Source organism: Achromobacter sp. EB05 (genome assembly GCF_044232075.1).
Lineage (GTDB): Bacteria > Pseudomonadota > Gammaproteobacteria > Burkholderiales > Burkholderiaceae_B > Achromobacter > Achromobacter dolens.
In genome coordinates, this window is the sequence record NZ_CP155917.1 from 2,951,893 (window position 1) to 2,971,070 (window position 19,178).

Consider the following 19,178-nt stretch of genomic DNA (forward strand, 5'->3'; position numbering starts at 1 on the left):
GCCTATGCCGCGATGCGTTGCTCGGGCTGGTCGGCCAGGTAGTGGGCGATGGCGGCGCGGGCCAGGGCGTCGATGGAGTCGGTCAGGGTGATGCCGAGGCTGGGACGCAGGGCGTGGGGCACGGCCAGGGGCAGTTCGGTGCAGCCCAGGACGACGGCGTCGGCGCCGCGGGCCTTGAGGCGGGCGATGCAGTCGGCGGCGGGGTCGAAGGCGGCTTCGAGCTGGTTGCCCTTGACGGCGCGGATCGAGGCCATGCAGTAGCGTTCGACTTCATCGTCGTCGGGGACGATGCATTCGTAGCCCTGGGCTTCGAGATGGCGCTGGTAGAGGCCGAGCTTGAGCGTGGCGGCGGTGCCCATCAGGCCGATGCGGCCCTGCTGCAGGCCCAGGCGGCGCAGGTCGTCGATGACGGCCTGGATGATGTGCAGCACGGGGCGCTGGGTGGCGGCGGCGATGTCGTCGTACCAGAGATGCGCGGTGTTGCAGGGGATGGCGATGAGCTGGGCGCCGGCGCGTTCCAGGAAGCGCACGCCTTCGACCATGTAGGGCAGGGGATTCTCGCCGCCGGCCATGTAGGCGCTGGAACGATCGGGGATGCGCGGATCGTTGCGAAGCAGGGTGGGGATGTGCTGCTGGTCCGCGTCGGCGGGCGTGAGCGCCGCGAGGCGGAGCGCGAAGGCGGCGCCGGCCATGGGGCCCATGCCGCCCAAAACACCCAGGTAACAGCCCTGGGAATAGCTATTCACTTTGTTGACTCCAAGGTATTGCATCACCGGGTGCCAGTACCTGGCCCGGGCGTTCGGCGCCGGTCCGTTCCCCATCCCACACCTGCCTGCCATTGACCCACACGGCGTGGATGCCCTGGCTGACCTGAATGGGAGCTGAAAAAGTGGCCATGTCTGTGACGTTGGCGGGATCGAACAGCACCAGATCAGCATGATACCCCTCGCGCAGCAGGCCGCGCTCGGTCAGGCCGTATTGGGCCGCCGCCAGGCCGGTCATCTTGTGGATGGCGGTTTCGAGCGACAGCAGCCGTTGTTCGCGCACCATGGTGCGCAGCACGTTGGTGAAGGTGCCCCATTGGCGCGGGTGCGGGTGCGGGTCGAAGGGCAGGCCGTCCGAGCCGACCATGGTCAGCGGATGGCTGAAGATGCGGTTGACGTCGGCCGGGTCCATCAGGAAGTAGATGGCGCCGGCGGGCGCCAGGCGGGCGATGGCGGCTTCGTCGTCCAGGCCCAGTTCGGCCATGACCTCGCTGAAGTCGCGGCCGGTGGCCTCGGGGTAGCCCTTTGACCACGTGATCATGGTGCGGCTGGCCAGGCGGGCGCGGTCCAGCCGCAGCATGGTCGAGGTGGCCGGATATGGATGGCAGTCGAGGCAGACGCGCTGCGTGGCGGCGGCGCGGCTGATCATGTCGAGCGTCTCGCGGCTGCGGCCGTGGTTGCGTTCGCCGGCCAGCTTGTGGTGCGAGAACACCACGCGGCAGTCCAGTTCGCGGCCGATCAGCAGCGCCTCTTCCATGGCCGGCACGATGTGGTCGGCCTCGTCGCGCAGGTGGGTGGCGTAGATCGCGCCGGCGCGGCCGCGCAGCGGCTGGCAGACGTCGATGATCTCGTCGGTGGGCGCGGCGCTGGCGGGCGGGTAGAAGGTGCCGGTGGAGACGCCGAAGGCGCCGGCCGCCAGCGCTTCGTCGAGCAGGGCGCGCATGGCCTGGCGTTCGGCGTCGGTGGCGGCGCGGCCGGTGTCGTCCATGACGGCCACGCGCAGCGTGGTGTGGCCGACCAGCGGGATGACATTGACCGCGGCGGGCGTCTCGGCCAGCGCCTGGAGCCAGGCGCGGAAGGTGTCGAAGCGGAACAGGTCGGGCGGGCCCAGCAGGTCCAGCGGCTGCGGGATCTCCCGGCGCGACAGCGGCGCCAGGCTGACGCCGCAGTTGCCGGTGACGACCGTGGTGATGCCTTGCGAGACCTTGGGCAGCATGTCCGGATGCGCCAGCAGGTAGCCGTCGTCGTGGGTGTGCGAGTCGATGAAGCCGGGCGCCAGCGCCAGGCCGCGGGCATCGATCACGGGCACGCCCGGCATGTGGGCGAAATCGCCCAGCGCCACGATGCGCCCATCGCGCACCGCCAGGTCGCCCTGCCGCGACGGACCGCCCCCGCCGTCGATGAGCGTGGCGCCTGCCACGATGAAGTCGGCTTGCGGAGCGGGGTTCATCCGGGTGCTGCGGTCCGTCATGGCGGGGCTCAGTCCAGTTTCTCGATGCCGGCGGTGTCGATGATCTGCTTCCACTTGGCGGTTTCGCGATCGATCAGTTGCTTGAACTCATCCGGCGCGCCGCTGGCGGGCACGGCGCCGAGCGTTTCCAGGCCGGTGCGCACTTCGGGCGCCTGCAGCGCCTTCTGGATGTCGGCGTTGAGCTTGGCCACGACCTCGGGCGGGGTGCCCTTGGGCGCGACCACGCCGCCCCAGGCCACGGTTTCGTAACCCTTCAGGCCGGCTTCGTCCAGCGTCGGCACGTCGGGCATCAGCGCCAGGCGCTTGAGGCTGCTGACGCCGATGGCGCGCACCTTGCCGCTCTTGACCAGCGGGGTGGCCTCGGAGGTGTTGACGAACAGGTAGTCCAGGCGGCCGCCCAGCAGGTCCTGGATGGCGGCCGGGCCGCCGTTGTACGGGATGAACATGACGTCGACCTTGGCCATGCTCTTGAACAGCTCGCCGCCCATGTGGCCGGTGGTGCCGACGCCCGAGGCGCCATACGACAGGCGGCCGGGTTCCTTGCGGGCGCGGTCGATCAGGTCCTGCACGCTCTTGATAGGCGAATCCGCCGGCACGATCAGCGCGTTGTACAGGTCGAACATGTGCGCCACGGGCGTCAGGTCCTTGTCGACGTCGTAGGGCAGGCGCTTGAACAGCGAGCGGTTGACGGCCAGCGTGTTGATGTTGCCGTAGCCCACGGTGTAGCCGTCGGGCGCGGCGCGCTTGACCAGCGCGATGCCGATGTTGCCGGCGGCGCCGGGGCGGTTTTCCACCACCAGCGTGGCGCCAGTGTCCTTGGCCAGTTGCGTGGTGATCAGGCGCGACAGCACGTCGGGCGAGCCGCCGGCGGCCGACGGCACGATGAAAGTGATCGGTTTGTCGGGATAGGCGCCGGCGGCCTGCGCGCCCGTGCTGAAGGTGGCGGCCAGCGCCAGGGCGGCGAGGCTGCGGATGAAGGTGCGTTGCATGCTGGATTCCCCTTGTTTTGTTGTGTGGAGGCGGGCAGATTAGCACCGGGATTGCGGCACTGCGTCATCGAAAAATGTCGAAAACCTATAATCCGCCGTTATTGATCAAGGGGAACCAACATGGATGAGCAGGCCTACGCCGACGAGGTCGGGCCGAGCGCCGGCCGGCCGCTGAACCTGCGCCAGATCGAGGTGTTTCGCGCCATCATGATGGCCGGCTCGATCAGCGGCGCGGGGCGCATGCTGCATGTGTCGCAACCGGCGGTGAGCCGGGTGCTGGCGCTGACGGAGACGCGCCTGGGCTACCGCCTGTTCGAGCGGGTCAAGAGCCGGCTCTCGCCCACCGCCGAGGCGCGGCGCCTGTACGCCGAGGTCGAGCAGGTCTATGGCGGCATCCAGCGCGTCAACGATCTCGCGGCCAGCCTCGGGCAATCGGGCGCGGGCATGCTCAAGATCGTGGCCAGCGCCAGCTATGGCCAGCGGCTGGTGCCGATGGCGCTGGGGCGCTTTCGCGACCGCAACGCCGACGCGCGGGTCGATTACCGCAGCGTCACGTTCGACGAACTGGCGGCGTATTTCCTGTCGGGGCAGGCCGATATCGGCATCTCGATGCGACCGCCCGATCATCCCAACCTGGCCTCGACCCGGCTGGCGACGGTGCCGGTGATCTGCGCGCTGCCAAAGGGCCATCCGCTGGCCGCGCACGAGGTGGTGCACCCGGAGGATTTCGCTTCGGCGGCGTGGATCGGCTATCCGCGCGACACGCCGCTGGGACGCGCGCTGCAATCGTTCTTCGGCGGCGCGCCGGCCTGCCCGGCGGCGGTGGAGGTGCATTCGCCGGTGACGGCCTGTTCGTTCGTGCAGCAGGGCCTGGGGCCGGCGCTGGTGGACGCGTGGTGCGTGTCGCCCGACCAGACCGACAGCATGGTGCTGCGGCCGATCGCGCCGGGCGCCAGCGTCGAGATCTGGGCCACGCATTCGAACCTGAGCGCGCCGCCGCTATTGGCGCGGCGCTTCCTGGCGGCGGTCAAGAAGGTCCTGGAGAGCGCGGCGCCGGCGCTGGTCGGCGGCTGAAGGCAATCAGGCCGGCGCGCAAGAGAAAACGCCCCGGCGCGCAAGGGCGGCGGGGCGTTCGGGCCGGCCGTTCATGCCGGCCTGGCAGGCTTACTCCAGGCCTTCGGCCTTGAGCGCGGCCTTGACGCCGGCGTTGTCCTGCATGCGCTTGAAGAACGCGGCCAGGTGCTCCTGACCCGACAGGTCGACCTGCTTGGCATGGGCCCAGCGCAGCACCACGTACAGGTAGGCGTCGGCGACCGACGGCGCTTCGCCGCCCAGGTAGGGCTGATTGATCAACTGGGCGTCCAGCAGCGCGAACAGGCGCGTCAGCAGCTTGGACGCGGAGGCGGCCAGTTCCTGCTGTGGCGCTTCCTCGGCGAGGAAGCGGCCCGCGCCGAAGATCATCGAGAAGGTCTTGTGGATGTCGGAGTTGATGAAGCCGAGCCAGCGGCGCACGTCGGCGCGCGAGCGAGCCGAGCCGTCGCCCAGCAGCTTGGCCTGCGGCGCCTGTTCGGCCAGGTATTCGAGGATCGCGACGTTCTGGGTCAGGGTGAAACCGTCGTCGTCCAGGGCAGGCACGGCGCCCAGCGGATTGACCTTGAGGAATGCGGGGCCCTTGAGTTCGTCGCGGCTGAGCTTGTGTGCGTCGTAGGGCTTGCCGATCCATTCCAGCACGATGTGGGAAGCGAGCGAGCACGCGCCGGGCATGTAGTACAGTTTCATGTAAGGGAGTCTCCTGAGAGAAATGGACGGGAGGCCACCCGTCGCTGGCTCCTATGGTACGCCACCCGCGCGACGCCGCCGAGCGCCGCCGCGCCCACCCAGCCGCCGGAGATGTCCATGCCGTCACGCCCGTCCGCGATCCGTCGCGCCTCGTCCCTGATCGCCTTCGCCGGCGCCGCCTTGTGCGCGGCCGCGGCTTGGGCCACGCCGCAGAAAAGCCCCGAGCACCCGCCCGCCGCGCGCGCGCAGGTGACGGTGGTGGTGGGCGGCCTGGATCATCCGTGGTCGATGGCCTTCCTGCCCGAAGGGGGCGTGCTGATCACCGAGCGGCCGGGCAACCTGCGCCTGCTGCGCACGCCGGGCGGCCTGTCCAAGCCGCTGGCCGGCGTGCCCAAGGTGGCCGCGCAAGGACAGGGCGGCCTGCTCGACGTGGCGCTGTCGCCGGGTTTCGCGCAGGACCGCTACGTCTATCTTTCGTATGCTGAATCCGACGGTTCGCGCAGCGGCACCGCGGTCGGCCGCGGCCGCCTCTCGGCCGACGCCAGCGCGCTGGAGGATTTCCAGGTGCTGTTCCGCCAGGCGCCCAAGCTGTCGCAGGGGCTGCACTTCGGTTCGCGCCTGGTCTTCGACGGCAAGGGCTACCTGTTCATCTCGCTGGGCGAGAACAACCAGCGCCCCACCGCGCAGGACCTGGACAAGCTGCAGGGCAAGGTGGTGCGCCTGAAGGTCGACGGCTCGGTGCCGACCGACAATCCCTTCGCCGGCAGGGCCGGCGCGCGCCCCGAGATCTGGTCCTACGGGCATCGCAACCCGCAGGGCATGGCGCTCAATCCCTGGACCGGCGCGCTGTGGGAGAACGAACACGGCCCGCGCGGCGGCGACGAGATCAATCTGGTACAGCCCGGCAGGAACTACGGCTGGCCGCTGGCGACGTATGGCATTAATTACTCCGGCCAGCCGATTCCCGAGGCCAAGGGCGAAACGCTGCCGGGCATGGAGTCGCCGCTGTACTGGTGGGCCAAGTCGCCGGCCATCAGCGGCATGGCGTTCTATGACGCCGACCGTTTTCCGGCCTGGCGCCACTCGCTCTTCATCGGCGCGCTGGCCGACCAGGACCTGATCCGCCTGACGCTGGACGGCGACAAGGTGGTGGCCGAGGAACGCCTGCTGGGCGAGCGCAAGGCCCGCATCCGCGACGTGCGGCAGGGACTCGACGGCTATGTCTATGTGTTGACCGACGCCTCGCCGGGCGAGTTGCTGCGGCTGGCGCCGGCGCAAACGGGAGGGTGAAAATCATGAAGACGTATGAACTGATCGGCTCGCCGGGCTGCGGCTCGGCCGTGGTCGAAATGGCGCTGGCGCTGGCCAACGTGCCGCATACGCTGACCGACGTGCCTTACCTGAAGCCCGGTCCCGAACGCGACCGGCTGCTGCACCTGAATCCGCTGGGGCAGGTGCCGACGCTGATCACGCCGGACGGCGAGGTGATGACCGAAAGCGCGGCCATGGTGCTGCACCTGCACGACGTCGCGCCGCAGGCGGGCCTGGCACCGGAGCCTGCGCGGCCTGAGCGGACGCGCTTCCTGAACCTGCTGGTGCGCCTGGTGGCGGCGATCTATCCCACCTTCACGTATGGCGACGACCCGCCGCAGTGGACCACCCCGGGCGCCCCGGCCGAGCTGCTGCGCGAGCGGATACATACGCGGCGCGCGGAGCTGTGGCAGGAACTGGAACGCCAGGCCGGCGCGCCGCACATGCTGGGCCGCCGCTTTTCCGCGCTGGACCTGTACGTGACGGTGATGACGCACTGGCGGCCGGGTCAGGCCTGGTTCGAGGCCAACTGTCCGGCGCTGACGGCAGTGGCGCGCCAGGCCGCCCAGGAACCGAACGTGGCGCGCGTGCTCAAGCGCAATTTCCCGCCGCCGACGGAGTAGGCATCGCGCCGCGCCTGGCGACGGGCGCGGCGCGATCGCTGACCCGGTTTGTGGCTGACCGCGCCACGGCGCACTAGGCTGTGGCGCGCCGTTTCTGCGACCCGCGCGCCTCGCGCAGCGCGATGTAGACGCCGCTGCCGGCGATGAACAGCGCGCCCAGGTAGGCGTAGGCATCGGGCGCCTCGCGCCAGAAGATCCAGCCCAGCAGCGTGGCCCAGATCAGGCCGGTGTAGTCGAACGGCGCCACCACGGAGGCCGGCGCGATGCGAAAGCCCTGCGTGATCAGCGCCAGCCCCAGTGTGCTGAACAGCGCCACCGCCGCGAAATAGGGTAGGTCGGCCAGAGCCGGCGTGTGCCAGATCCAGGGCAGCGCCACCGCGCTGCACACCAATTGGCCTGCAACGATGTAGAAGGTGGTGGTCAGCATGCCTTCGCCGCGGCCGATGCCGCGCGCCGTGATCATCATGACGGCATACAGGAAGGCGGTGGTCAACGGCAGCAGGGTCGCGGCCTGGAACGCGTCGGTGCCGGGCCGCACGATGATCAGCACGCCCGCGAACCCTGCCAGCACCGCCAGCCAGCGGCGGCCATCGACGCGTTCCTTCAGGATCAGCACCGATAGCGCCGTGACGAACAACGGCGCGGCGAACGCGATGGCGGTGGCCTCCGCCAGCGGCAGCGCGCGCAACCCCAGGTAGAAACAACAGGCCGAGACCACGTTGATGGCGCCGCGCGTCAGGTGCAGGCCGGGATGGGCGGTGCGCAGCACCCGGCGCCCGCCCAGCCAGACGGCCAGCGCGGTGACGAACGGCAACGCGATCAGCGCGCGCAGGAACAGGATCTGCAGCGGGTTGTAGGTGGTGCCCAGCCACTTGGCGTTGGCGTCGCTGAGCGTCAGGAAGAAGATGCCGCCGACGACACAGGCGATGCCTGCAAAGGCGGAATGGTCACGCGCGGCGGGAAAAACGGTAGAGGAGGACATCGGGGTTCAGCGGGAAAGGCGGCCGAGGCCGCCAAGGAAGGTAATGCGGGGTTGCCGGGCGGCGGCCCGGCGAGGGCTCAGCCCTGGGCGCGGTAGGCGGCCAGCGCCACCATCGCCCAGGCGGCCAGGAAGGCCGCGCCGCCCACGGGCGTGATCGCGCCCAGCCAGTGGGTGCCGGTCAGGGTCAGGACGTACAGGCTACCTGAAAACAGCACGATGCCCATGAACATCACCAACCCGGCGGCCGACAGCAGTGGCGAACCGTAGCGCGCGCCGAGCAGCGCGATGATGAACAGGCCCAGGCCGTGGATCAGATGGTACATGACGCCGGTCTGCCAGACCGCCAGCAGCTCGGGAGTCACCAGGCGCTTGAGGCCGTGCGCGCCGAAGGCGCCGGCGCCGACGGCGATCAGCAGGTTGATGGCCGCGAGAATGGTGAGCTGGCGGTCGGTCATGCGAGATCCTTTGCGGGAAGATGGGCGCGGTTGCGCAGGTGCCTATGATAGGCCCATTCGCGACAGGGGCCAGGCACGCCCGACTATCCGTCCGACCCCGGGGGCGCCGCGACCCGCCGCGGCGCCCCGGCGGAGGGTCAATCCACCGTGAGCACCGCGCGGCCCAGCACCTTGCCGGCGCGCAGCGAGGCCAGCACGCCGTCGGCCTCGCGCAGCGGATAGCGGTGCACCGGCATCGGCGGCACCTTGCCGGCCCGCACCAGGTCCATCAGCTCGCGCAGTTCGGCCAGATTGCCGACGTAGCTGCCGATGATCGACATGGCTTTCATCGGAATCAGCGCGATCGGCCATGACGAGGCGCCGCCGAACAGCCCGACGATGATGAGCTTGCCGCCCTTGGTCAGGAAGTCGAAGGCCAGCGCGGTGGTGGACGGCGCGCCGACCAGGTCGATAGCGGCCTGCAGCGGCTTGCCGCCGGCGGCCTTGATGATCTGCTGCGCGGCGTCGGGCGCGGCGCCGTCGATGGCGGCCAGCGCGCCGGCCTCCAGCGCGGCCTGGCGCTTGGCCGGGTCGATATCGACCACGATGCCGCCCTTGCCGCCGAGCGCCTTGATCAGCGTCAGGCTCATCAGGCCCAGGCCGCCGGCGCCGAAGATCACCACGGGATGCTCGCGGTAGACGGCCTCGCCGATCTTCCTGAGCGCCGAATAGGTGGTCAGGCCGGAGCAGGCGTAGGGAGCGATGCGGGCCGGATCCAGGTCGCCGATGTCGATCAGGTAGCGCGGGTGCGGCACGAGCATGTGCTCGGCATAGCCGCCGGCGCGGTGGATGCCCAGGCAGGCGGGGGCGGTGCAGTGGTTTTCCTGCCCGGACAGGCAGGTGGGGCAGGCGCCGCAGCCGATCCACGGATAGACCAGGTAGTTGCGTCCGGTCTGGATGCCGGTCGCCTCGGGGCCGGCGGCGACCACGCTGCCGACGGTCTCATGGCCCATCGTCAGGGGCAGCGTCACGCCCCGTTCCTTGAGCGACAGGGTGCGGCCCTGGCCGAGATCGTAACCGCCTTCCCACAGGTGGATGTCGCTGTGGCAGACGCCCGCGGCGCGGACCCTCAGCAACACCTGCGAGCCCTGCGGCACGGGAACGGGCTGATCCACTTCCTGCAGCGGTTCGCGGAAATTGACGACGCAATAGCACTTCATGGAATGTCTCCTCTGGGGGCGTTTCTTGTTCTACCTGGGGCATTCTCAATCAGTTCGGTGGCAATCGGCAACCCGCGCCGCGCCACCGCCGCCGCCCAGCGTGCGTCAACTGCCGCGCCGCACCAGCGTCGATTTGCCGAACAGGCTCTCGATCAGGTCCACCGCGAGGTCGGCGGTCTTGTTGCGCACATCGAAGGCCGGGTTCAGTTCCACGACGTCCAGCGAGCGCATCAGGCCGGTGTCGGCGATCATCTCCATGCACAATTGGGCCTCGCGATAGGTGGGGCCGCCCATCACCGTGGTGCCGACGCCGGGCGCGATCTCGGGGTCGAGGAAGTCGACGTCGAAGCTGACGTGCAGGTGGGTGTCGGCGTCCAGTCCGGCCAGCGCCGCTTCCATCGTCGCGCGCATGCCCATTTCGTCCAGGTAGCGCATGTCGAACACTTCGAGGCCGGCCTGGTGCACCAGGCGTTTCTCGCCGTCGTCGACGCTGCGGATGCCGATCTGGCGCACCCAGGCCGGATCGATGTCGGGCGTCTGGCCCGACATGCCGGTGATCTGGGCCGGACCATGGCCGCACAGGCAGGCCACCGGCATGCCGTGGATATTGCCGGTCGGCGTGAGCACGTTGGTGTTGAAGTCGGTGTGCGCGTCCAGCCACAGCACGCGCAGCTTCTTGCCGGTCTCGCGGCAGTGGCGCGCCACCGCGCTGATCGAGCCGATGCCCAGGCAATGGTCGCCGCCCAGCAGGATCGGCAGCGACCCCTGCGTCAGGGCCTCGTACATGGCGTCGTGCACGGCCTGGTTCCAGGCGGCCACTTCGTCCAGGTGGCGGTAGCCGTCCACGGGCGGCTGCCAGGGGTTGGGCGGGCCGTAGAGGTTGCCGCGATCGGCGACCTGAAATCCCTGTGCCTCGATGACCGGGCCGATGCCGGCCACGCGCAGGGCCTCGGGTCCCATGGAAGCGCCGCGCGCGCCCGCGCCGATGTCCGTGGGGGCGCCGATCAGGGTGACATGCGGGGGCAGGGTGGCGGTGTTTTGCAAGGTCGGACTCCGTCATGCAGGGTTTCGGTATCGGGGTCGAGTGTAGCGCCGTGGCGTGACGCGATCGCCATGGCGCGGGCAAGGCCTTTGGCCGGGCAGGGCCGGCGCTGCGGCACAATAGCCGGGCCGATCGAATTCTTTTCCGGATGATCCCATGTCTCTGCAATCCCTGTTCCTGACCCTGGCGCGCGGCGCCGCCGCGGCCGCCCTGGGGCTGGCCTGCGCCAGTCCGGCGCTGGCGGCCGACAAACCGCTGCGCATCGGCCTGATCCCGAGCGTGGCCAATGCCGCCACCGAGCTGGCCGTGGCCGAGGCGCGCAAGGCCGGCCTGGAGGTGGAACTGGTCGAGTTCAATGACTGGGTGCTGCCGAACATCGCGGTGGCCGACGGCTCGGTCGACGCCAATTTCTTCCAGCACGAACCGTTCCTGCAACTGTTCAACGCCCGTCGCGGCGCCAACCTGACGCCCATTGCCTATGGGTATTCGACCACCATCGGCCTGTTCTCCAAGAAGCTCAAGAAGGGCCAGCCGCTGCCGGACGGCGCCACCATCGCGGTGCCCAACGATCCGGTCAACACCGGCCGCGCCTTGCTGCTGCTGGAGTCCATCGGCCTGATCAAGCTCAAGCCCGGCGTGGCGCACCAGGCCACGATCGAGGACGTGACCGACAACCCCAAAAAGCTGAAGTTCGTGCAGATCGAGGGCTCGCAGTCGGCACGGGTGTTCGATGACGTCACCGCGTCGGTCACGTACACCACCTTCGCCAAGCAGGCCGGCCTGGATGAAAAGGACGGCCTGGCGTTCGACAATACCGACCCGGCCAATGTGCGCCGCTACGCCATCCGCTGGGTCGCGCGGCCCGACCGCGCGCAGGACCCGCGGCTGCTCAAGTTCATCGCCATCTATCAGCAGTCGGCCGAGGTCAAGGCCCGGCTGCGCAGCCTGTACGGCGACCTGATCAGTTTTCCCTGGTAGTGCCGCGCCGCGGCGGGGGCGGGCTGGCGCCCCGGGCGGCTTGACGTTTCTTGGCAGTTGCCGCGTGGCCTTGAACGTATACTGGCCGCGCTTTGCATCCCCGGGGCCGCCGCGGCCCGGCCGTGACGCCTTTGCCCGCCCGCCATCCCATGCGACTCGCTTCTTCGAATGACGCCCTGAATGCCTCGCCGTCGCGGTTCGACGGCGAGGCTGGCGTGGGCGCGCCGGACCCGCGCGACGAGGAACTGGCCCGCTTGCGCCAGGTGGTGGCTCAGTACGAGGCCCTGTTCCACAACGCCCCCGTGCTGATCAACGCCTTCGACGAAGACGGCCAGTGCCTGCTGTGGAATGACGCCTGCGAACGCCGCTTCGGCTGGACCCGCGACGAAATCAACCGGCATCCCGAACCGCTGGCGCTGTTCTACCCCGATCCCGAGGTCCGCGCCCGCGTCCTCGACAGCGTGGGACCGACGCCGCATCAGGGCTTTCGCGAATGGCGGCCGCTGGCACGCGACGGCGAGTGCCTGTCGGTCATGTGGTCCAACGTGCGCCTGCCCGATGGCAGCGTGGTCAACATCGGCATGGACGTGACCGAGAACCGCCGCAACGAGGCCGCCCTGGCGCGGCTGGCCAAGGTCGACGGGTTGACCGGCTGCTGGACCCGCGCCGAGATCCTGCAACGCATGAAGACCCTGCTGGAGGCTGCCCGGCGCGGCGCCGGCCACACGGCGTTGATGCTGGACCTGGACTATTTCAAGCAGGTCAACGACCGCTACGGCCACCTGGGCGGCGACGCCGCCTTGCGGCACTTCTGCGACCAGTTGCGGGCCTGCCTGCGCGAGGGCGATTCGGTGGGACGCCTGGGCGGCGAGGAATTCGTGGTGCTGCTGGCCGATGCCGACCAGGACGCGGCCCTGGCGGTGTGCGACCGCCTGCGCGCCAGCCTGCGCCAGCATCCCGCCAACATCGACGGCCACGCGGTGGTGCTGTCGGCCAGCGGGGGGATCACCGGCTTTCTGGAAACCGACGTCAGCATGTCGGATGTGCTGCGGCGCGCCGACCAGGCGTTGTACCAGGCCAAGCGCGCGGGGCGCGATTGCGCGGTGGTGCTGCCGGCTTGAGGCGTCAGGCGGCGGCGCGGCGTTCGCCGGCGCGGCGGCCGTTCAGGCGCCAGTGCAGCGCCAGGGCGGCGAGCGCCACGGCGGCCGCGGCGGCCAGCCCCAGGCTCTCGAAGCCGGCGTGGGTGTAGAGCGTGCCGGCCACGGCGGTGCCGACGCTGGCGCCCAGGTACGTGGTGCAGGTGTTCAGTCCGAGCACTGCGCCGCGCTCGTCGGGTCGGGCTCGCGACAACAACAGCACCAGCAGATTCAGGCTCAGTTGCGAAGCCGCGCCCCACAGCGCGGCCAGCGCCAGCACGGCGGTCAGCGCATGGGCGGCTGGCAGCAGCGCCAGGTAGACCAGGGCGATCGCGGCCAGGGCCAGCGGCAGGGCGCGGCGCGGGCCCACGCGTTCGATCAGCGGCGCGCCGCTCAGCCCGGCCAGCAGGAAGCCGGCGCCATAGGCGAAGGCGATGAAGCCGACCTGGCCGGCCGACAGGCCCAGCAGCGTGCGCACGTGGTCGGCCAGGAAGGCATAGACCCCGTAGAAGGCCGAGGAAAACGCCAGGCAGCCCAGCAGCAGCACCGGCACGTCGCGGTACGACAGCGGCGCCAGCAGGCGTGACAGCCGGGGCGGGGCGGCGTGGGCGCTGCGGCGTTCCGGGAGCTTGCGCAGCCCGGCCAGCGCGACCGCGGCGCATAGCGCCAGCACGGCGTAGGTGGCGCGCCAGCCGACCGCGTCGGAGATCAGCGCCGACAGGGGCACGCCGGCCACCAGCGATACCGACCAGCCCGAAATCACGCGGCCCAGCGCGCGGGTTTCCTGCCCGGCGGCGGCCACCAGCGAGGCCGACCCGTAGGCCGCCGGCAGGATCACGCCCGCGGCGGCGCCGGCCAGCGCCTGGGCCGCGGTCAGCACGATCCAGTGCGGCGCGGCGGCCGACAGCGACAGCGCCGCGATCAGCACCGCCATGGCGATCAGCAGGGCGCGGCGGATGCCCCAGCGGTCGATGCGGGCGGCCAGCAGGAAGGCGCTGGCGGCGGTGGCCGCGCCGTAGGCGGAAATGGCGGTGCTGACGGTGAGCGCGGTGCTGCCGAACGAGCGCGCCACGTCCGACAGGATCGGGCTGAGGGCCAGGCCGTTCGAGCCGACGACGCTGACGGCGAACATCAAGGCGGGGATGGCGGGGGGAAGCGGCGGGCGGCGCGACGGCGCGCGCGCGGTGTTGCGGTTCTGCATCCGCGGAATTTTATTGGAATAAAATAAGGGTTAATACCGATATTCCTTTATCCCGTAAAACTTCGAATGCCGTTAGGCAGAACCAGATTCCAATGCCAGATCTCGACGACCGCGACCGAAAACTATTAACGCTGCTGGCGGACGACGCCTCGCCGAGCTACGCCGAATTGGGCAAATTGCTGAACCTGTCGGCCCCCGCCGTGCACGAGCGGGTCAAGCGCCTCAAGCGCGACGGGCTCATCAAGGGCATCGCCGCGCGGCTGGACGGCGCCCGCATCGGCAGGCCGCTGCTGGCGTTCGTGCATGTGGATACCAATAACTGGAGCATTACCCAGCAGGTGCTCGGCCTGGCCGAATTGACCGAGGTCGAGGAGATCCACACCATCACCGGCAAGAGCGCCATGCTGCTCAAAGTGCGGGTGCGCGACACCCAGGCGCTGGAGGCGCTGCTGGCGCGCATCCACCAGATCGAGGGCATCACCAACACCACCAGCGACATCGCGCTGACCAGCTACCTGGAGCGCGGCCCGCTGCCGGACGACGCCTAGGACGCCAGGGCGCGGCCTCGGCGATTGCGCGCCGCGCCTGGCGGCGTTCAGCGCAGCGGCCGCAGCCGCAGGCGGGTGATTTCGGACGGCGCGCCCAGGCGCTTGGGCGGCCCCCAGTAGCCGGTGCCGCGGCTGATGTAGACCCACATGTCGCCCAGGCGGTGCAGGCCCGCCGTATAAGGCTGCTGGAAGCGCACGAAAAAGCCCCACGGGAAGAACTGGCCGCCGTGCGTGTGGCCCGACAACTGCAGGGTGTAGCCCAGCGGCGCGGCCGCGGCCGCGCTGCGCGGCTGGTGCGCCAGCAGGATCTTGGGCAACGCGTCGGCCGGCGCGCCGGCCAGCGCCGCCGCGGGGTTGCTGCGTTGGCGCGGATCGAAGGCGCCGGCGCTGTAGTCGGTGACGCCGGCCACCACCACCGGCAGGCCGGCGGGATGGATCACGGCATGCTCGTTCATCAGCACCCGCAGGCCCATGCGGCGGAATTCCGCGACCCAGGGCGCGGCGCCTGAATAATATTCATGGTTGCCGGTCACCAGGTACACGCCGAAAGGCGCGCGCAACTGGCCCAGCGGGCTGGCTTGCGCCGCCAACTGCTCGACGCTGCCGTCCACCACGTCGCCGGTGATGGCGATGACGTCGGGGGACAGTTCGTTGACCGCGTCGACGATGGCCTGCACGTAGCGCCGCTTGATCGTCGGCCCGACGTGGATATCGCTGATCTGCACGATGGTGAAGCCGTCCAGGTCGGTCGGCAGGCCGCGGATCGGCACCTCCACCGTCACCACGCGGGCGCGCCGGCGGGCGTTGTAGAAGCCGACCAGCGTGGCCGCCAGGGCCAGCGCGGCGACCGCTATCGCGCTGACGCGCCGCAAGTCGATCCAGGGCAGTCCCGGACCGGTCGCCAGGCTCACCAGCCACGTCACCAGCAACAGCGCGTCGCGCAGCACCGTCAGCACGAACAACGATGAGAACAGGCCCATGGCGATCAGGCCGACCCAGGCGATGCGGTCGCCCCAGGGCGGGTGCACGGACGAGCGCGCCAGCATTCCCAGCGGGATCAGGATGCACGACAGGATCAGCAGCAGGACCGCGGTCGCCGAGCCCGGGCCGTCCAGGCCGGCGTCGGGAATCAGGCGGGCGCCGACGTAGACGTGGGCCAGCGCGCCCAGGGTCAGAAAGCGCAGGAAAAACGAGGATTGGCGTAGGGACACGGGCGGCGGGGCGGGGGCTGGCGCGAAGGCCGGCCCGGCGATAGCGAAGGAACCGTCATTCTATGCCCTGCGGCCGCGGCGTCCCGCAGGGAAATGACACCCGCGCGCCTGGCGGCCGCATCAGGCAGGCATCAGGCAGGCGTCACGCGGGGGTCAACAGGCTGGCGTCCATCTGGTCCAGGCGGTTGATGCCGAGCATGGCCATGTTGCGGTCGACCTCGGCGCGCAGCAGGCCGATGGCGTGCGCCACGCCAGCCTGGCCGCCGACCGCCGCGGCATAGTTGAAGGGACGTCCGACGAACACGAAACGCGCGCCCAGCGCCAGCGCCTTCAGGACATCGCCACCACGGCGCACGCCGCTGTCCATCATCACCGGCATGGCGCCGGCGGCCGCCACCACGCCGGGCAGGGCGCGCAGCGGCGAGAGCGCGCCGTCGAGCTGGCGGCCGCCGTGGTTGGAGACGATGATGCCGTCCGCGCCGTGCTCGCGCGCCAGCCGCGCGTCGGCCGGATGCAGGATGCCCTTGATGATGAGGGCGCCCTGCCATTGCCGGCGGATGCGCGCCACGTGCTCCCAATTGAGATGGTCGCGAGCGCTGAAATCGCGCAGCACCGAGCCGGACACGATGGGCGCGCCGCGCGTGGCGAACGAATTCTCGAAGTGCGGCATGCCGTGGGCCAGCAGCGTGCGCAGGAAGGTGCCGGCGAGCCAGCGCGGCCGGGTCAGGCCATCCCAGGCGAGCCGCAGGCTCGGCTTGAGCGGGGTGGAAAAGCCGGTGCGCACGTTGTTCTCGCGATTGGCCGACACGGGGATGTCCACCGTCAGCACCAGGGTTTCGTAGCCGGCGCGCGCCGCGCGCGCCACCAGCGCGTCGATGCGCGCCGGGTCGCCGGGCAGGTAGGCCTGGAACCAGGTACCGGGCGCCTCCTTGATGACATCTTCGAGCGCGATCAGCGCGGTGCCGCTGAGGATGGCGGGGATGCCCTGTTCGCGCGCCGCGCGCGCCAGCACGATGTCGCCGCGATAGGCGGACAGCGCGCTGATGCCCATGGGCGCGATGCCGAACGGCGATTCGTAGCGGCGGCCGAACAATTCGACGTGCTGGCTGCGGCGCGACACGTCGACCAGCACGCGCGGCTGGAAGGCGTAGCGGCCGAAGGCCTCGCGATTGGCGCGCAGTGACTGATTGTCCTCCGCGGCTCCCGCGACATAGCCGAAGATGGGTCTGGGCAGGCGGCGGCGGGCGGCCGCCTCGAAGTCGTCCAGCGACAGCAGACGCATCAGGGCGCGGGGCGGACGACTGGCGGTGGCAGGGGCGGCGGCAGCGGGCAGGGACGTGGCGGACATGGCGGGGCCTGGGGAAAACCGCCAATCTACCCAGGCGGATTCATCGCATAAAGCGAATAAATCCGCACGCGCTTATTCGCTTTTTTGGAAATAGACCCTAGGCCTGCGGCAGCGCCAGCAGTTCTCCCATGCGGACCGGACCGCGCACCGATGGCGTATCGGCCCAGCGCACCTTGCCCGGGCCGAACAGCACGATGGCGGTCGAGCCCAGCTTGAAGCGGCCCATCTCGGCGCCCTTGGCGAGCTGGATCGGCGCGCGCGCCGCGTCGTCGTAGCGCACGGCCTTGACGCGCCGCTTGTACGGCGTGACCAGGCCGGCCCAGACGGTTTCGATCGAGGCGACGATCATGGCGCCGACCAGCACCAGGGCCATGGGCCCGTGCTCGGTGTCGAAAATGCAGACCACGCGCTCGTTGCGGGCGAACAGGCGCGGCACGTTGCGCGCGGTCAGCGGATTGACCGAGAACAGGCGGCCCGGCACGTGGATCATTTCGCGCAATGTGCCGGCCACCGGCATGTGCACGCGGTGGTAGTCCTTGGGCGACAGGTAGATGGTGGCGAACTCGCCGCCCTGGAACGGCGCGGCGCGCTCGCTGTCCCCGCCCAGCAGGTCGGCCAGGCCATAGCTGTGGCCCTTGGCCTGGAAGATGCGGCCATGCTCGATGGCGCCCATCTGGCTGATGGCGCCGTCAGCCGGGCACAGCACGCCGCCGGGCTCATCGTCCAGCGGGCGGGCGTCCGGCTTGAGGGCGCGGGTGAAGAAATCGTTGAAGCAATCGTAGGCCAGCGCGTCTTCCTGCTCGGCTTCGCGCATGTCCACGCCGTACTTGCGCACGAAGCGCGAGATCATCCAGTTCTTGACCGCGGGTTCCCGGCAGTCCGAGGCGTATCCGAAGAAACGCGACACCAGGTGATGCGGCGCGAGGTACTGGCTGGCGAGGAAAAGTTGGTCTTTGATCGGCATCTAGGAGCGCTAAAAAAACGCGTCCCGCGGACAGCGGGACGTGGTTGGAGGTTGTCGCGCCCGGGGGCCGTTGAAGGTGGCGTCGAAGATCGCGCCGGGCGTGCAATTCGCGGGATTGTAACGCGTCCGGCCCGCCAATGGACCATGGCGCGGACAGCTTTCTTGCCACACCTAGGCGCGCGCCCGGGCCGGCGCGCCTTCCGGCGCGGCGCCCTGGCGCCGATACGTGCCCGGGCCGACGCCGAAGTGCTGCTTGAAGGCGCGGGCAAAGGCGGCCTCCGATTGGTAGCCGATGCCCGCGGCGACGCGCGCCACGGATTCCTTCAGCCGCTCCAACTGGCGCGCCGCATGCTCCATGCGGATCGCGGTCAGCAGGCGCAGCGGCGTCAGGCCGCTGGCGCGCACGAACTGGCGGGCGAAGGTCGCGCGCGACAAATGGCAGCGTTGGGCCAGGGTGGCCAGTGTCCACGGTTCGGTGGGGGACCGCAGCATGGATTGCACGGCGGGCGCCAGCCTGGGGTCGGCCATCAGCGCCAGCAGGCCGCGCGTCTGCTGGCCGTCGTGCACCAGCGCGCGCAGCACCAGCGTGAAGAGGGCGGTGGATAGCTGGTTGATGATGGCCGCGCCGCCCAGCCGCGGCTGTCCGGCCTCGGCGCGCATCAGCGCCAGCAGCGCGGCCAGCGCCGTGTTGTCGCCCAGGGTGGCGGCGCGCAGCACCATCGCCTGCGGCAGCGCCATCAGCAGCAGGCTGCCGGCGCGGCCCAGCGTGAATACGCCGCACAGCATTTCCAGGCGCGGGCCCGCGCCCTCCTGGGTCAGTTCGGTCAGGACGCCGTTGTGGCGGATGTCGGGCGGCGCGGCGGCCGGCGCGCGCTCGTCGATGCCGCGCAGCAGGTGCGAGGCGCCGTGCGGCAGCAGCAGGATGTCGCCGGTCCGCAGGGCCAGTTCGTCGCGGCCGACGCGGGCCACGCCTTCGCCTTGCAGAATGACGTGATAAGGCACGTGGCCGGCCGGCGCCTGCGGATGATCGGCGCGCCAGCGGCCGCCGTAGCGGCACAGCAGGTCCACCGTGCCCGCGGGCTCGGCGGTCGACAGGAGCTGGCTGAGACTGTCCATGGGCTCCCTGGGAAGGAGGGCGGGCCGCCCGGCCGGGCCGCCCCGCTGAGGGCCGCCGCGG

At 70.2% G+C, this 19,178-nt stretch carries 19 protein-coding genes; 6 read left to right on the forward strand and 13 right to left on the reverse strand.

Features of this window, described 5'->3' with window-relative positions:
• Window positions 1-2: 2 nt before the first annotated feature.
• From AAID08_RS13520 to AAID08_RS13530, 3 genes are read right to left on the reverse strand one after another with little or no spacing between them, the layout of a single operon-like run.
• Window positions 3-692: an aspartate/glutamate racemase family protein gene (locus AAID08_RS13520; protein WP_395757817.1), complete on the reverse strand. Its 690-nt coding sequence runs from the start codon at window positions 690-692 to the stop codon at window positions 3-5.
• 46 nt (window positions 693-738) lie between these two features.
• Window positions 739-2,235 (reverse strand): amidohydrolase family protein, encoded by a 1,497-nt coding sequence (locus tag AAID08_RS13525; RefSeq protein ID WP_175188756.1) that lies wholly within the window; start codon window positions 2,233-2,235, stop codon window positions 739-741.
• An 8-nt stretch (window positions 2,236-2,243) separates the two neighbouring features.
• Entirely contained in the window at window positions 2,244-3,224 is a 981-nt protein-coding gene (locus AAID08_RS13530; RefSeq protein WP_064526671.1) for a tripartite tricarboxylate transporter substrate binding protein, read from the reverse strand.
• 120 nt (window positions 3,225-3,344) lie between these two features.
• On the opposite strand from AAID08_RS13530, the gene AAID08_RS13535 reads away from it, so the two are divergent.
• Window positions 3,345-4,298, forward strand: a complete 954-nt coding sequence (locus tag AAID08_RS13535) for a LysR family transcriptional regulator (RefSeq protein ID WP_116791198.1) — start codon at window positions 3,345-3,347, stop codon at window positions 4,296-4,298.
• A 90-nt stretch (window positions 4,299-4,388) separates the two neighbouring features.
• On the opposite strand, the gene AAID08_RS13540 is transcribed toward AAID08_RS13535, so the two are convergent.
• Window positions 4,389-5,003, reverse strand: coding sequence for a glutathione S-transferase family protein (locus AAID08_RS13540; RefSeq protein ID WP_064526677.1), 615 nt, complete (start codon window positions 5,001-5,003; stop codon window positions 4,389-4,391).
• 117 nt (window positions 5,004-5,120) lie between these two features.
• On the opposite strand from AAID08_RS13540, the gene AAID08_RS13545 reads away from it, so the two are divergent.
• Together AAID08_RS13545 and AAID08_RS13550 are read left to right on the forward strand one after the other, a co-directional pair.
• Entirely contained in the window at window positions 5,121-6,293 is a 1,173-nt protein-coding gene (locus AAID08_RS13545; RefSeq protein ID WP_054502591.1) for a PQQ-dependent sugar dehydrogenase, read from the forward strand.
• A gap of 5 nt (window positions 6,294-6,298) precedes the next feature.
• On the forward strand, window positions 6,299-6,937 hold the full coding sequence (locus AAID08_RS13550; protein WP_054502867.1) for a glutathione S-transferase family protein: 639 nt from the start codon (window positions 6,299-6,301) through the stop codon (window positions 6,935-6,937).
• A gap of 73 nt (window positions 6,938-7,010) precedes the next feature.
• On the opposite strand, the gene AAID08_RS13555 is transcribed toward AAID08_RS13550, so the two are convergent.
• The 4 genes from AAID08_RS13555 to rocF form a co-directional block, all read right to left on the reverse strand.
• Window positions 7,011-7,919: a DMT family transporter gene (locus AAID08_RS13555; protein ID WP_395757742.1), complete on the reverse strand. Its 909-nt coding sequence runs from the start codon at window positions 7,917-7,919 to the stop codon at window positions 7,011-7,013.
• Window positions 7,920-7,996: 77 nt separating this feature from the next.
• Window positions 7,997-8,374, reverse strand: coding sequence for a DUF423 domain-containing protein (locus AAID08_RS13560; RefSeq protein ID WP_395757743.1), 378 nt, complete (start codon window positions 8,372-8,374; stop codon window positions 7,997-7,999).
• A gap of 137 nt (window positions 8,375-8,511) precedes the next feature.
• The gene (locus tag AAID08_RS13565) at window positions 8,512-9,573 is read right to left on the reverse strand and encodes an alcohol dehydrogenase (protein WP_064526685.1); all 1,062 of its coding nucleotides are present in this window, start codon (window positions 9,571-9,573) and stop codon (window positions 8,512-8,514) included.
• A 105-nt stretch (window positions 9,574-9,678) separates the two neighbouring features.
• Window positions 9,679-10,617: an arginase gene (gene rocF / locus AAID08_RS13570; RefSeq protein ID WP_054502588.1), complete on the reverse strand. Its 939-nt coding sequence runs from the start codon at window positions 10,615-10,617 to the stop codon at window positions 9,679-9,681.
• Between the two features lie 154 nt (window positions 10,618-10,771).
• On the opposite strand from rocF, the gene AAID08_RS13575 reads away from it, so the two are divergent.
• On the forward strand, window positions 10,772-11,593 hold the full coding sequence (locus AAID08_RS13575; protein WP_116791194.1) for a MetQ/NlpA family ABC transporter substrate-binding protein: 822 nt from the start codon (window positions 10,772-10,774) through the stop codon (window positions 11,591-11,593).
• A 149-nt stretch (window positions 11,594-11,742) separates the two neighbouring features.
• Window positions 11,743-12,714, forward strand: coding sequence for a sensor domain-containing diguanylate cyclase (locus AAID08_RS13580; protein ID WP_231133008.1), 972 nt, complete (start codon window positions 11,743-11,745; stop codon window positions 12,712-12,714).
• A 4-nt stretch (window positions 12,715-12,718) separates the two neighbouring features.
• Here AAID08_RS13580 and AAID08_RS13585 read toward each other — a convergent pair whose 3' ends face one another.
• Window positions 12,719-13,930, reverse strand: a complete 1,212-nt coding sequence (locus AAID08_RS13585) for an MFS transporter (protein WP_175188757.1) — start codon at window positions 13,928-13,930, stop codon at window positions 12,719-12,721.
• 92 nt (window positions 13,931-14,022) lie between these two features.
• Between AAID08_RS13585 and AAID08_RS13590 the strand changes: the two genes are divergently transcribed.
• Window positions 14,023-14,478 carry an Lrp/AsnC family transcriptional regulator gene (locus AAID08_RS13590; RefSeq protein ID WP_006394840.1) on the forward strand — a complete coding sequence of 152 codons (456 nt, stop codon included), beginning with the start codon at window positions 14,023-14,025 and terminating at the stop codon, window positions 14,476-14,478.
• A 47-nt stretch (window positions 14,479-14,525) separates the two neighbouring features.
• On the opposite strand, the gene AAID08_RS13595 is transcribed toward AAID08_RS13590, so the two are convergent.
• The 4 genes from AAID08_RS13595 to AAID08_RS13610 all read right to left on the reverse strand — a co-directional run bounded on the left by AAID08_RS13595 (window position 14,526) and on the right by AAID08_RS13610 (window position 19,117).
• Window positions 14,526-15,689 carry a metallophosphoesterase gene (locus tag AAID08_RS13595; protein ID WP_054502585.1) on the reverse strand — a complete coding sequence of 388 codons (1,164 nt, stop codon included), beginning with the start codon at window positions 15,687-15,689 and terminating at the stop codon, window positions 14,526-14,528.
• Between the two features lie 142 nt (window positions 15,690-15,831).
• Window positions 15,832-17,037 carry an alpha-hydroxy acid oxidase gene (locus AAID08_RS13600; protein WP_144657246.1) on the reverse strand — a complete coding sequence of 402 codons (1,206 nt, stop codon included), beginning with the start codon at window positions 17,035-17,037 and terminating at the stop codon, window positions 15,832-15,834.
• A gap of 97 nt (window positions 17,038-17,134) precedes the next feature.
• Entirely contained in the window at window positions 17,135-18,001 is an 867-nt protein-coding gene (gene asd, locus AAID08_RS13605) for an archaetidylserine decarboxylase (RefSeq protein ID WP_054502583.1), read from the reverse strand.
• Between the two features lie 171 nt (window positions 18,002-18,172).
• Window positions 18,173-19,117, reverse strand: a complete 945-nt coding sequence (locus AAID08_RS13610) for an AraC family transcriptional regulator (protein WP_336235667.1) — start codon at window positions 19,115-19,117, stop codon at window positions 18,173-18,175.
• Between the last annotated feature and the right edge of the window lie 61 nt (window positions 19,118-19,178).

Excerpts from the sequence above, each read along its gene's own strand:
- AAID08_RS13520 (WP_395757817.1), bottom strand. The coding sequence starts at position 692 with ATGGCCGGCGCCGCCTTCGCGCTCCGCCTCGCGGCGCTCACGCCCGCC.
- AAID08_RS13525 (WP_175188756.1), bottom strand. The coding sequence starts at position 2,235 with ATGACGGACCGCAGCACCCGGATGAACCCCGCTCCGCAAGCCGACTTC.
- AAID08_RS13530 (WP_064526671.1), bottom strand. The coding sequence starts at position 3,224 with ATGCAACGCACCTTCATCCGCAGCCTCGCCGCCCTGGCGCTGGCCGCC.
- AAID08_RS13535 (WP_116791198.1), top strand. The coding sequence starts at position 3,345 with ATGGATGAGCAGGCCTACGCCGACGAGGTCGGGCCGAGCGCCGGCCGG.
- AAID08_RS13540 (WP_064526677.1), bottom strand. The coding sequence starts at position 5,003 with ATGAAACTGTACTACATGCCCGGCGCGTGCTCGCTCGCTTCCCACATC.
- AAID08_RS13545 (WP_054502591.1), top strand. The coding sequence starts at position 5,121 with ATGCCGTCACGCCCGTCCGCGATCCGTCGCGCCTCGTCCCTGATCGCC.
- AAID08_RS13550 (WP_054502867.1), top strand. The coding sequence starts at position 6,299 with ATGAAGACGTATGAACTGATCGGCTCGCCGGGCTGCGGCTCGGCCGTG.
- AAID08_RS13555 (WP_395757742.1), bottom strand. The coding sequence starts at position 7,919 with ATGTCCTCCTCTACCGTTTTTCCCGCCGCGCGTGACCATTCCGCCTTT.
- AAID08_RS13560 (WP_395757743.1), bottom strand. The coding sequence starts at position 8,374 with ATGACCGACCGCCAGCTCACCATTCTCGCGGCCATCAACCTGCTGATC.
- AAID08_RS13565 (WP_064526685.1), bottom strand. The coding sequence starts at position 9,573 with ATGAAGTGCTATTGCGTCGTCAATTTCCGCGAACCGCTGCAGGAAGTG.
- AAID08_RS13575 (WP_116791194.1), top strand. The coding sequence starts at position 10,772 with ATGTCTCTGCAATCCCTGTTCCTGACCCTGGCGCGCGGCGCCGCCGCG.
- AAID08_RS13580 (WP_231133008.1), top strand. The coding sequence starts at position 11,743 with ATGCGACTCGCTTCTTCGAATGACGCCCTGAATGCCTCGCCGTCGCGG.
- AAID08_RS13585 (WP_175188757.1), bottom strand. The coding sequence starts at position 13,930 with ATGCAGAACCGCAACACCGCGCGCGCGCCGTCGCGCCGCCCGCCGCTT.
- AAID08_RS13590 (WP_006394840.1), top strand. The coding sequence starts at position 14,023 with ATGCCAGATCTCGACGACCGCGACCGAAAACTATTAACGCTGCTGGCG.
- AAID08_RS13600 (WP_144657246.1), bottom strand. The coding sequence starts at position 17,037 with ATGTCCGCCACGTCCCTGCCCGCTGCCGCCGCCCCTGCCACCGCCAGT.
- asd (WP_054502583.1), bottom strand. The coding sequence starts at position 18,001 with ATGCCGATCAAAGACCAACTTTTCCTCGCCAGCCAGTACCTCGCGCCG.
- AAID08_RS13610 (WP_336235667.1), bottom strand. The coding sequence starts at position 19,117 with ATGGACAGTCTCAGCCAGCTCCTGTCGACCGCCGAGCCCGCGGGCACG.